This window comes from Bacillus sp. FSL M8-0071 (assembly GCF_037975455.1).
In the GTDB taxonomy this organism is placed as follows: domain Bacteria; phylum Bacillota; class Bacilli; order Bacillales; family Bacillaceae; genus Bacillus; species Bacillus subtilis.
Genome location: NZ_CP150256.1, coordinates 1,015,561 through 1,027,281, shown reverse-complemented (window position 1 = coordinate 1,027,281; position 11,721 = coordinate 1,015,561). Strand labels below are relative to the sequence as shown.

Annotated in this window: 12 protein-coding genes; 6 read left to right on the top strand and 6 right to left on the bottom strand. The window is 44.3% G+C overall.

Going from position 1 to position 11,721, the window contains the following annotated elements; all coding sequences use genetic code 11:
* Positions 1–26: 26 nt before the first annotated feature.
* Both cueR and MKX71_RS05245 read left to right on the top strand, forming a co-directional pair.
* Positions 27–458 carry a Cu(I)-responsive transcriptional regulator gene (gene cueR / locus MKX71_RS05250; RefSeq protein ID WP_010886460.1) on the top strand — a complete coding sequence of 144 codons (432 nt, stop codon included), beginning with the start codon at positions 27–29 and terminating at the stop codon, positions 456–458.
* Positions 459–518: 60 nt separating this feature from the next.
* A complete protein-coding gene (locus MKX71_RS05245; protein ID WP_009966903.1) occupies positions 519–1,853 on the top strand; it encodes a hemolysin family protein in 1,335 nt (444 codons plus the stop codon).
* A gap of 68 nt (positions 1,854–1,921) precedes the next feature.
* Here MKX71_RS05245 and MKX71_RS05240 read toward each other — a convergent pair whose 3' ends face one another.
* A complete protein-coding gene (locus tag MKX71_RS05240; protein WP_003233335.1) occupies positions 1,922–2,521 on the bottom strand; it encodes a 1-acylglycerol-3-phosphate O-acyltransferase in 600 nt (199 codons plus the stop codon).
* 134 nt (positions 2,522–2,655) lie between these two features.
* Positions 2,656–3,651: an aldo/keto reductase AkrN gene (gene akrN, locus MKX71_RS05235; protein WP_003245422.1), complete on the bottom strand. Its 996-nt coding sequence runs from the start codon at positions 3,649–3,651 to the stop codon at positions 2,656–2,658.
* A gap of 196 nt (positions 3,652–3,847) precedes the next feature.
* Between akrN and sigM the strand changes: the two genes are divergently transcribed.
* The 3 genes from sigM to MKX71_RS05220 are packed head-to-tail and all read left to right on the top strand — an operon-like array spanning position 3,848 to position 5,683.
* Entirely contained in the window at positions 3,848–4,339 is a 492-nt protein-coding gene (gene sigM / locus MKX71_RS05230) for an RNA polymerase sigma factor SigM (protein WP_003224177.1), read from the top strand.
* Positions 4,329–5,405 (top strand): anti-sigma factor, encoded by a 1,077-nt coding sequence (locus tag MKX71_RS05225; protein ID WP_010886459.1) that lies wholly within the window; start codon positions 4,329–4,331, stop codon positions 5,403–5,405. The genes sigM and MKX71_RS05225 overlap by 11 nt, the downstream gene beginning before the upstream one ends.
* Entirely contained in the window at positions 5,393–5,683 is a 291-nt protein-coding gene (locus tag MKX71_RS05220; protein ID WP_003233341.1) for an anti-sigma-M factor, read from the top strand. Before MKX71_RS05225 ends, MKX71_RS05220 begins: the two co-directional genes overlap by 13 nt.
* Positions 5,684–5,713: 30 nt before the next feature.
* On the opposite strand, the gene MKX71_RS05215 is transcribed toward MKX71_RS05220, so the two are convergent.
* Complete coding sequence (locus MKX71_RS05215; RefSeq protein WP_009966899.1) at positions 5,714–6,142, bottom strand: GNAT family N-acetyltransferase; 429 nt, start codon at positions 6,140–6,142, stop codon at positions 5,714–5,716.
* 109 nt (positions 6,143–6,251) lie between these two features.
* Here MKX71_RS05215 and MKX71_RS05210 point away from each other — a divergent pair, with 109 nt between their 5' ends.
* The gene (locus MKX71_RS05210) at positions 6,252–7,661 is read left to right on the top strand and encodes a PLP-dependent aminotransferase family protein (protein WP_144482627.1); all 1,410 of its coding nucleotides are present in this window, start codon (positions 6,252–6,254) and stop codon (positions 7,659–7,661) included.
* Positions 7,662–7,696: 35 nt separating this feature from the next.
* On the opposite strand, the gene MKX71_RS05205 is transcribed toward MKX71_RS05210, so the two are convergent.
* The 3 genes from MKX71_RS05205 to MKX71_RS05195 all read right to left on the bottom strand — a co-directional run bounded on the left by MKX71_RS05205 (position 7,697) and on the right by MKX71_RS05195 (position 11,688).
* Complete coding sequence (locus MKX71_RS05205; protein WP_064671178.1) at positions 7,697–9,052, bottom strand: sodium-dependent transporter; 1,356 nt, start codon at positions 9,050–9,052, stop codon at positions 7,697–7,699.
* A gap of 117 nt (positions 9,053–9,169) precedes the next feature.
* On the bottom strand, positions 9,170–10,567 hold the full coding sequence (gene bcaP / locus MKX71_RS05200) for a branched-chain amino acid transporter BcaP (protein WP_003245791.1): 1,398 nt from the start codon (positions 10,565–10,567) through the stop codon (positions 9,170–9,172).
* Positions 10,568–10,818: 251 nt separating this feature from the next.
* Entirely contained in the window at positions 10,819–11,688 is an 870-nt protein-coding gene (locus MKX71_RS05195) for an SDR family oxidoreductase (protein WP_339231811.1), read from the bottom strand.
* Positions 11,689–11,721: the final 33 nt, after the last annotated feature.

Sequence of the window (11,721 nt, the reverse complement as noted above, 5' to 3'; positions counted from 1 at the left end):
TAAACTATTCTCATAACTATAACGTGATGGTTGGGAGGGATATAGATGGGGCTGAGACTTATCGCATCAGTGAACTAGCGGCACTCGCCGGAGTAACGAAACGGACAGTTGATTATTATACGAATCTCGGTCTGCTTACGCCGGCCAGATCCTGTTCAAATTACCGTTACTACGACGAAAATGCACTCAAACGACTTATATTTATTGTAGATTGCAAGAAGCAGCGATTGGCCCTGTCCGATATTAAAGATCGACTGGAGAACCAGTTTCCCTCTTCAGCTAAACTTGATGATGAAATTGGAAATCTGGCATTAGAAATTGATCATATGAATCAAAACATCTCCGGAATCTTGCATCGGTTTGAACGGCTGAAGCCCGAGGATCGTGACAAGCTGAAAAGCAAACTCCCGCCTGAAAAGCTCGCCGTGTTCCAATCATTTATGCTGCTGTTAAGTTAAAACCATTTTATCTAACAGGAGGTGTTACCTTCATTCTCATTGCTAGAGTGAAGGTTCTAATTGGACATAGTGAATTTGATTTTAGTTGCTGTTTTAATCGCCCTGACGGCATTTTTCGTGGCATCTGAGTTTGCCATTATCAGAATCAGAGGCTCACGGATCGATCAGCTGATCGCGGAAGGAAATAAAGCAGCAATAGCCGTAAAAAAAGTGACCACGCACCTTGATGAATATTTATCTGCGTGTCAGCTCGGAATTACATTGACTTCCATCGGATTAGGGGTTTTAGGTGAATCAACGATCGAAAGGCTGCTTCACCCGCTTTTCGTACAAATGAACGTACCAGGTTCCCTTTCACATGTCATATCGTTTATTTTTGCGTATGCCATTATCACGTTCTTACACGTTGTTGTCGGAGAACTTGCACCTAAGACAGTCGCTATCCAAAAGGCGGAAGCAGTGTCTATGCTGTTTGCGAAACCGCTGATTTGGTTTTACCGCATCGCGTTCCCATTCATTTGGCTTTTGAACAATTCTGCACGGTTATTGACCAAAGCATTTGGCCTGGAGACCGTTTCAGAAAACGAACTGGCTCACTCAGAAGAAGAGCTGCGAATCATTTTGTCTGAAAGCTATAAAAGCGGTGAAATCAACCAATCAGAGTTTAAATATGTAAATAAAATCTTTGAATTTGACGACAGGCTCGCGAAAGAAATTATGATTCCGCGGACCGAAATTGTCAGCCTTCCGCATGATATCAAGATTTCTGAAATGATGGACATCATTCAGATTGAAAAATATACCCGCTACCCTGTGGAAGAGGGCGATAAAGATAACATTATCGGGGTTATTAACATTAAAGAAGTGCTGACCGCCTGCATCAGCGGTGAGGTATCTGTTGATTCCACCATTTCTCAATTCGTCAACCCGATCATTCATGTCATTGAATCTGCGCCGATCCAAGACCTGCTTGTCAAAATGCAAAAAGAGAGGGTCCACATGGCCATTTTGTCTGATGAATACGGCGGTACTGCCGGGCTTGTGACGGTTGAGGACATCATTGAGGAAATTGTCGGTGAAATCCGCGACGAATTTGATATTGATGAAATTAGCGAAATCCGCAAAATCGGCGAAGGCCATTATATTCTTGACGGAAAAGTGTTAATTGACCAAGTAAACGACCTGCTAGGCATCCATTTAGAGAACGAAGAAGTCGATACAATCGGCGGCTGGTTCCTTACTCAAAAATACGATGTTGAAAAAGATGATTCCATCATCGAAGAGGGCTGCGAATTCATCATTAATGAAATTGACGGCCACCACGTCGCATATATTGAAGTGAAAAAGCTTCAAGAAGAAGAACTTCTGGAGACAGCTAACCAGCAGGAAGCATAATAAGAAAAGCACCTTGTATAAGGTGCTTTTCTTATTTTCACAGTTTCAGGGCAATCTCTCAGAACGCCTTATAGCTGATCAAGTTTATTCTCTAGTTCTTTAATCCGCTGATTCAAAGCCTCTGTCATTGCTGCAAGTCTTTCCTTTGAAGGCAGGTGGGCAAAATCAGCCTGGTGAAGAGGCTCACCGATAATCAGCTTCATTTTTCCTTTTTTGAATAACTCTTTTCCGCTTGAAGGGCCCTGATATGCAGCGGGGACAAGCGGCGCTTTCCCCATTTGCGCAATCGTCACCGCACCTCTTTTCAAAGGCACATCCTCAGAGGTTCTTGTTCCGCTTGGGAAGATACCGACGATCTCTCCTTCTTTCAGCAGCTTAATCGGCGTTTTAATACTGCTTGGCCCGGGATTTTCCCGATCTACCGGAAAGGCATGAATTTTCTTCAGAAACGAACCGATCCATTTATTTTGAAAAAGCTCTTTTTTCGCCATGTAGTGTATTTGATAAGGAAGAATCCCGACTCCGAGTGTAATCACATCAACCCAGCCGGAATGTGTACACGCGATGACAAAACCTGAATCGGCCGGAAGGTTTTCTTTGTTATACACCTTCACTCCTCCGCGAAGAGAAAGAATAACTTTTAAAGCATTTGCACAAAACTTATACATATCGCACTTCCTTTGTCGTAATCAATGATTCTTTCTGTCATCTATTATAACAACATTTTTTATTACCTGGTACTAATTTTTAAGATTTCTCCCGTTAAAACGCCAAAAAGCTGAGGATTCGCCCTCAGCTTTTGTTATATTTCCTCTCTGGTCGGCGGGGCCATAAACTCCGGTCCGACAGGGTCTGATATCGTATTTTCCAATATAGTATTGATATCTTTCTGATCTTCACTGTTCAACGTCCAGCCTGTAATCTCAGATAGGGCCTCAAGCTGCCCAGGCTTTCTTGCTCCCCAAAGAGCGATATCCGCTCCCGGCTGATCTAAGATCCATCTGACAGCCAAGTGAATCACTGATTTTCCATAACGTGTCTTCGCCAGCTTATCCAATTGATTCACAGCAGAAAGATACTCTTTAAAGCGGGGCTTCTGGAATTTTGGATCGTGATTACGCAGATCATCGCCCTCAAATGTATATTCTTCAGTCATTTTGCCTGTTAACAGCCCTCTGCATAAACTGCCGTATAATAATGTTGTTATCTTGTTATCTTTCGCATAAGGAAGGACACTCTCTTCCATCTCTCTTTCAAACAGATTATATGGAGGCTGAATCGTATGGAGAGGTGCGACGGCGCGAAATGTATCCATTTGCTCAATTGAAAAATTGCTGACGCCAATCGCCCGGATTTTTCCCGCATCATATAATTCCTTCATGACTTCAGCCGTTTCTTCAATTGGCACAAGCGGATCGGGCCAATGCACCTGATAAAGATCAATATAGTCTGTTTGAAGCCGCTTCAAAGAATTCTCAACTTCCTCTACAATTCTCGCTCTGTTCGCATGGCGGAACAGCTGGTTGTTCTTCCAGTCCAGAGCCGTTTTCGTTGCGAGAATCACCTGGTCTCTTTTGCCGTACTCTTTGATTGCCTTTCCGACGATTTCCTCGGACTGCCCGAAGCCGTAAGCCGGCGCGGTGTCAATCAGTGTAATCCCCTGATCAAGAGCGGCGCGGATTGTTTCAATCGATGTTTTTTCGTCAGTGCCTCCCCACATCGTTCCGCCAATGGCCCATGTGCCGAGGCCGATTCTGGAGGCTTCTATTCCTGTATCTGCTATACTGGTATATTCCATTGTGCCACTCCTTCACTTTTTCACTATCTTTTCCCCTCTGGAAAAAATGTTAAACATTTCTCCGCACTATCTTTTGCGGCCATTTTTGGGTACTATATAGTAATGGTGTTTGATTAGGTATAAAAAAGCCGTTTGCATGTAATGTGCAACTTTAAACCTTTCTTATGCGTGTATAACATAGAGGGGAGAAAAGGCAGTGACGATCGATGAAATTTACCAAATGTACATGAATGATGTTTACAGGTTCCTGCTCTCCATGACAAAAGACAAGCATCTTGCTGAAGACTTGCTGCAGGAAACCTTTATGCGGGCATACATACACATTCACTCCTATGATCACAGCAAAGTAAAGCCCTGGCTTTTTCAAGTGGCGCGAAACGCCTTCATTGATTACGTCAGAAAGCATAAGAAAGAAGTAACCATTTCTGATGACTTAATCGGAAGCCTCTTTCAAAATGCTGTTCAAAGTCCTGCCCATCAGGTAGAGATAAAGGAAGTGCTGACTGGTTATATGTCCGAGCTCCCCGATAATTATCGGGAGGCCTTAACGCTATATTATTTAAAAGAGTTAAACTACAAAGAAGCATCCCATATTATGAATATTTCAGAGGCGAATTTTAAAAGTGTTTTATTTCGTGCCAGACAGCGGCTGAAAGCACTTTATAATAGAGGTGTTAATGATGAATGAAGAATTTAAAAAGCGTTTTGATCAATATAAAAATGGGGAAATGAGCGACCAGGAAATGACTGCATTTGAGGAAGAACTTGAGAAGCTCGAAGTATATCAGGAACTGATTGACAGCGAACTAGAGGACGATAACGATTGGGATCTCAGCATCAGTCCTGAAAAACAAAAAGCGATTTTAGCCTACGGCAAACGCAAGTCTTATTTGCGAATTTCTGTGCTTGCCGTCATTTCGACATTGATGATTTTGCCGCTTTGTACGCTGGGAAGCTACCTCTATTACGGAATGGGTGGGAAACACAGCACCGGCAATGAGTTTATGGAAACTGCCGCAGTCACTGTAGCCCTGACCATGCCGAATGTTCTTGTTGATACTTCCGGACTGAAAAGCCAAGTGAAGCTATTTGGAATGAATACGGAATTCCCGCTGCAAAAGCAGATTGGCACGAAGACGGCTGCCGTAGGGAATGAACGGGTTGAAATGTTTTATAACAAAGTAAAAGCGCCGGCAGTAAACTACTATGACTTAGAAGTGAATAAAACCGGACATTACTTTACACATCCTTCAAACAAGTCTGAACAAACGACCGCAAAAGCAGAAAAAACGTTAAGCACATTGCCTGAAGGAACGGTATCAGAGGTCTACCTTTCATATGACCGTGCATATCCGACAAAAGACGTGTATAACAAATTCAAAGGCTATGATGTGAGCTTTTTGTGGAACGCAATCGAAACAGAGAAAAACACAAATAAGACAGCTTCCACAGAACCTCTTGGCTATCCTGGAAAGGATTCAAAGTTCTTGGCCGCCCTTAATACAAAAGGCAAGTCGAATGGCGATCAGTTTATCAACGCCCTAAAATTCATGTCCAAACACGAAAAATGGGCTCAGGTCATTTCAAAACGGAAAGACCTGAATGTAGATAACCGATTAGATTATGTAGAGAAAAACGGTGTCAATGTATACGGTTCGGTCGTTACAGGGCCAACCAAGGAAATCCAGCGCATGCTGAAAAATAAATCTGTAAAATCAGCGAATGTCGGCGAGGTGGAATTATGGAACTGGTAAGAATTTTTAAAGAACACAATGTATTCGGCTGGATCTCTGTCGGGACAGCGGTTCTGTCCCTGCTGTTGCTGAATTTGGCCATTATCAGCAATGTCACGTTTTATTCCTATCAAATGCTTCCATTCGCCATGGCTGCCGTTCCGTTCGGCGTTGTTGAACTCTTCATCAAGAGAGGGCGCACAGGCCCCGGCCTGCTCGGCGTCATCCTTAATCTCTTTGTGATTATTTGTGTGTATACCATTGTATCTGTAGATACGAATTTACAGTTTGGCTTTTAAAAAAGACGCCTTTTCAGGCGTCTTTTTTCGTTATACCGGTTTTCGGAACAAATAACTTTCTATAGTAAAACCCATTTTATCTGTATAAAATCGATGTGCGTCTTTACGCTGAAGGCCAGATGAAAGACTGACAAAACCGAGTCCGGCTTTTCTCGCCCAGTCTGAGGCATAATCCAAAAGCATTTTGCCGTATCCCTTTGATCGGCAAGGTGCCGTTGTAACAAGATCCGCAATCCACAAGTGCTCTCCTTTATGAATGGAAACTCTCGGCAGAGCCCCGCACAGCGCTCTGATTGCTGTATTTTCATATAAGGCAAACAGCATATACGATTCTTTCTGCACACAGGCTTCAAGCCTTTGTAAATACGTCTCTATATCCAGTTCTGTTCTCAATTCACTCATAATCGGATACGACTCAGCCCATTCTTCTTTCGAGGTTAATTGTTTCATATGGATCATCTTCTCAATCCCCTTTCCTTTCGTTACAATGATCATAGCTAATAAATGGCATTTGCCAAATAGCCAATATCAGAAAAAATGACCATGCCAGCTACAAAGGAGACATGAGATGGATATTACGCCGTTTCTTGATAAAAAGAGCAAAACACCGCTGTATGAACAGCTTTATACCTTTTTTAAACAAGAAATTTCACATGCGCGAATCACAAAGGGAACAAGACTTCCGTCAAAACGCAGGCTCTCCAGCTTGCTCGATGTCAGCACGGCAACTATAGAACGAGCTTATGAGCAATTAACTGCTGAGGGCTATGTCAAAAGCAAGCCGAAAATCGGCTGGTTCGCGGCGGAAGTAGAACCAGGATTCCCGACAGCTCCTGACCATTTTCAGCAGTCTGTACAGCCGGGATTACATGAAAAGAACGCACCTGCTATTGACTTCCATCAGGGCAGCGTTGATCTGACCCTCTTTCCCTTTAACGCATGGAGAAAAAGCATAGTAAAAAGTCTTGAGCGCTATTCCGGATTGTTTCACACCTCTGGCGACCCTCAAGGAGAATACGAACTCAGACACATGATTGCCCGATTCGTCAGGCTGTCTCGGGGAGTAAATTGCGAGCCCGGCCAGATTATCATCGGCGCAGGAACCACCGTGCTTCTGCAAATTCTTTGCCTTTCGCTAAAGCCAGGTACAAAAATCGGTTTTGAAGAACCAGGCTTTCATCGTTCAAGAAGGATGTTTGAAGCAAATCACATGGATGTCACTCCGATTTGTTCTGATGCAGAAGGCGTCCTGCCGGATGAGCTCTACCGTCAGAATCCTTATCTCATGTATACGACTCCTTCGCATCAGTTTCCGATTGGGACCATTATGACGATTACCCGCAGACAGGAGCTGCTGGCATGGGCGGCAGAAACAAATTCATTCATTATAGAAGATGATTACGATGGAGAATTTCGCTACAGCGGCCATCCCATTCCGTCTTTACAGGGTCTTGATCCGAATGGCAGAGTCATATATCTGGGCACTTTTTCAAAGTCACTTCTGCCTTCCTTGCGGCTCAGCTTCATGATTGTGCCCCCTGAACTCATGGAACCGATCCAAAACAATGCTCAGTTAATGAAGCAGACCGTTTCTGCCCACTCGCAATTGGCACTGGCAGACTTCATCGAAACCGGAGAGTGGCAAAAACACATAAATAGAATGAGAAGCTTATACCGAAAAAAACACGCTATCCTGTTAGAAGCCATTCGCTCTGAACTGGGAAACACCGTTGAGATTCTCGGTAAGAACTCGGGGCTTCACATTCTGCTGCGCCTTTTGTTTCCAGCAAGTGAGGAAGAAGCAATACAAGCAGCCGCAGACCACGGTGTAACTATCTATCCCGTGTCTCCCTCATATAAAGAACAGACGCCTTTTGCTTCTGTCTTAATCGGTTATGGCGGTTTGTCAGAAGAGGACATCAGGCTCGGCATCCAAAAACTGAAAACGGCATGGGCACCGTTGATATCATCTTATTAAATAAAAAACAGGCCCCGGAAACGGAGCCTGTTTTTTTAAAATGATAAAATTCCGATTAAATTTAAGAACACGATAATAATGGCAAGCGGCACGATAAAACGAAGCAAATAAAACCACGAGTAAAAGAATGCTTTACCTGCATTTGATCCATTTCGCATTTCAGCCAAGAGTTCACTTTTCGAAATTTTCAGCGGGATAAATAGAGAAATTAACAGAGCGCCTGAAGGCATCAAAACATTGCTGACGGTAAAATCGGCAATATCAAAAAACGTTTTGCCAAATAGGTGCACATCACTCAAAACGCCATAAGACAAGCAGCATGGGATTCCGACCAAAAAGATCAAAAGCCCGCTCGTCCATGACAGTTTTTTTCTCTTCTTTTCGTCCCCTTTTCCGATTGTGGCAACGATAATTTCAACCATCGAAAATGCTGAGGTTAAGGCTGCAAATAAAAATGCAACGAGAAAGCCGATAAAAAACAACGTGCCGAACGGAAGCTGTTCAAAAACGGCCGGAAGCACTGTAAACAGCAATGTCGGTCCTTCATTTGGCTGAAAACCGAATGAGAAAACCGCCGGAAAAATAGCCAAACCTGCCAAGAGTGTCACAATGATATTCATCAAGACAATGGAGGCTGCCGAACGAGGGATATTTTGTGTTTTCGGCAAATAGGAGCTGTAGGTCACCATCACCGAAACCCCCAGTGTTAACGTAAAGAAGGCCTGTCCCAGCGCGAATAATATGGATTCCGGAGTCAGATCGCCGAAATGAGGCACAAGCAGAAACTTTACGCCTTCCATTGCACCATTAAGCGTAAGAGACCGAAGAACGAGCAGAATAAACAATAAAAACAAAATCGGCATCATCACCGCGCTTACCCGTTCAATCCCTTTTTGAACCCCTCTTGCGACAACGATGACAGTAAGTACCATAAAGACAAGCTGAGCCGCGAGCGTCTGCACCGGATTTTGGATAATAGAAGCAAAAAGAGCGCCATACTGTGCTTGAGAAAGCCCGGACAGTGAGCCTGACGCCGTTTTTACGATATACAGCAAAATCCATCCCCCAATTACACTGTAAAACGACAGCACTAAGAAACACGCGGCTACGCCGATCCACCCTGTAAGAAACCAAGCTGATCGCGGCGCTTCTTTTTTATATGCATCAATGGCATTCGTCTGGTTCCGTCTTCCAAAAATAAATTCCCCCACCAAAAGCGGATAGCCTAAGAGGATGGTAAATAACACGAAGATAAGAAAAAAGGCTCCACCCCCATTGGTCCCCGCTACGTAAGGGAATTTCCAAATCGCGCCCAAGCCGATAGCCGAGCCGGCCGCTGCCATGACGAAACCAATTTTCGAAGCCCATTGGACTGGTTTTTGCTCAGACAATAAACGTCACTTCCTTTCCAGCCTATATTATCTCTTATTTTTGTCTTCATTTCTATAGATTCATTTGCCAAGAACAGAAAAGAGGCGGCCTGTATGGCCGCTCTCTTTATCAAAAGGTTATTGATTTAATTTTGAATGCTTTCTTGAATACAGGAAATAGATTACCAAGCCGATTAACAGCCACACTAGGAAGCGGACAATCGTCACCCATCCCAGATTTAAAATCAAGAACAGGCAGAACAGAATCGCCAGGCCTGGGATCACGGGAACTCCCGGGCATTTAAAAGCTCTCGGAAGATCAGGCTGTTTCTTTCTCAAAACGATAACTGCCACAGAAATCAGGACAAATGCCGACAACGTCCCGATGTTCACCAGCTTTGCAAGTTCATCCAGCGGAACAAGTGAGCCGAGAAGCGCCGACATCGTTCCGAAAAACCAAGTGGCTACATAAGGTGTTTTGTGCTTTGGATGCACTTTAGAAAGTGAACCCGGCACAAGTCCGTCACGCGACATGGCAAACATGACGCGGGTCTGCCCGTAAAGCATCACGAGCATAACTGTTGTCATTCCCAACACGGCGCCAATATCAATGATGCCTGCCACCCAATTTTGCCCTGCGCTTTGAAGAACAAGAGAAACCGGATGATCCACACCCGCAAATTGAGCAAACGGGATAACCCCAGTCATGATGGCTGATACGGTGACATATAAAATCGTGCAGACCAGTAAAGAGAAAATAATGCCTTTAGGCAGATCCTTCGCGGGATTTTTCGTTTCTTCCGCAGCAGAGGATACAGCGTCAAATCCGATAAAAGCAAAGAATACGAGCGCCGCTGCACTGAACACGCCGCCAAAGCCCATTGGCATAAACGGCTGCCAGTTGTGCGGCTTCACGTAAACGGCTGCCACCGCGATAAACAGCAGAACAACCAGTATCTTCAAGATAACCATGATATTGTTGACTCTTTTTGATTCTTTGATGCCTAAATAAAGCAAATATGTGATCGCCATTACAATGACGAATGCAGGAAGATTAAACAGGGTAAAGGTGCCTTTCACTGCGCCCGGTGCCGCTGTTAAAGCAACCGGAAGATGAATGCCGAGCCCTGATAAAAACGATTGGAAATAACCAGACCAGCCGACCGACACTGCACTTACCGCCAGCATGTATTCTAAAATTAAATCCCACCCGATAATAAAGGCCATAAGCTCTCCCAATGTCGCATAAGTGAATGTATACACCGAACCTGAAACAGGCACACTTGACGCAAATTCCGCGTAAGACAGGGCGGCGAATAAACAAGCCAACGCCGCCACAACAAATGAAATCGTCAGCCCGGGACCGGCCGTGACTGCGCCTGTTCCCGTCAGAACAAAAATCCCTGTGCCAATAATGGCGCCGATTCCAAGCAACGTTAAATCAAATGCCCCTAATTCTCTTTTTAAAGACTTTTCCCCGCTCGTCGCAGCGATTAAATCCTGAATGCTTTTCTTCCTAAAAACGCTCCCTTTCATTCCCCTTCAACTCCCGATCATCTATTTTTATATATTTTATTTGAATTTTCTGAATTCATGAGCAACAATGGTCATTTTTCTTTTTTTTCTACTATATTTGTACTGGTCGCGAATCATTCCTTTCTCCTACTCAATATTATATATAAAATTGCAAAAATGAAAACAAAATTGTTAGAAAAATCGACAATTTTTTTATTTTGAAATTTTTCACCACACAAAAAAAACCAGCTCTGGAGCTGGTTTTTCGTTGATCACGTTGAAATAAAACGGCCGCCATTCACATGAATGGTCTGCCCTGTCATATAGGAAGATTCGTCAGACGCCAGCAGAACATAGGCGCCTGCATGCTCAACCGGCTGTCCCGGTCTTCCCATTGGGGTATCCAAGCCGTGCTGTTTCACTTTTTCCTCAGGGAATGTCGCCGGAATAAGCGGTGTCCAAATCGGACCGGGCGCCACCGCATTCACTCTGATGCCTTTAGCTGCGAGCGACTTCGCCATGGAACGCGTAAAGGAAACAATCGCACCCTTTGTGCTGGAATAATCAATTAACGCCGTATCCCCTTCATAAGCGGTAATCGATGTCGTATTAATAATGGCACTCCCCTCTTGCAGGTGAGGCAAAGCTTTCTTTGTCATATGAAACATGGAAAAAATATTTGTGCGATAGGTTTTTTCCAGCTGTTCTGTTGAAATATTGAGAATGCTGTCCTGCGGATGCTGTTCAGCGGCGTTGTTCACTAAGATATCGAGTTTACCAAAATGGTCCACTGTTTGCTGCACAGCTTGTTCACAATGGTTCTCGTCCCCGACATCTCCCGGGATAAGCAGGCAGCGGACATTCTCCTTTTCGATCCGTTTGCGTGTTTCCTCTGCGTCCGAATGCTCGTCTAAGTATAGAATGGAGATATCAGCCCCCTCTTTAGCAAAGGCAATAGCTGCTGCTCTACCTATTCCGCTGTCGCCTCCAGTAATGATCGCGACTTTTCCTTTCAGTTTTCCGCTTCCTCGATAATCCTCGTCCTCTGACAGCGGCAGCGGATTCATTTTTGACTCAATGCCCGGCTGTCTGTCCTGATGCTGCGGTTCTTGTCCTTCTGTTTGTCTGTCCATTGGGTTCACATTCATCACTCCTAGACATGTGGTTGATACTGA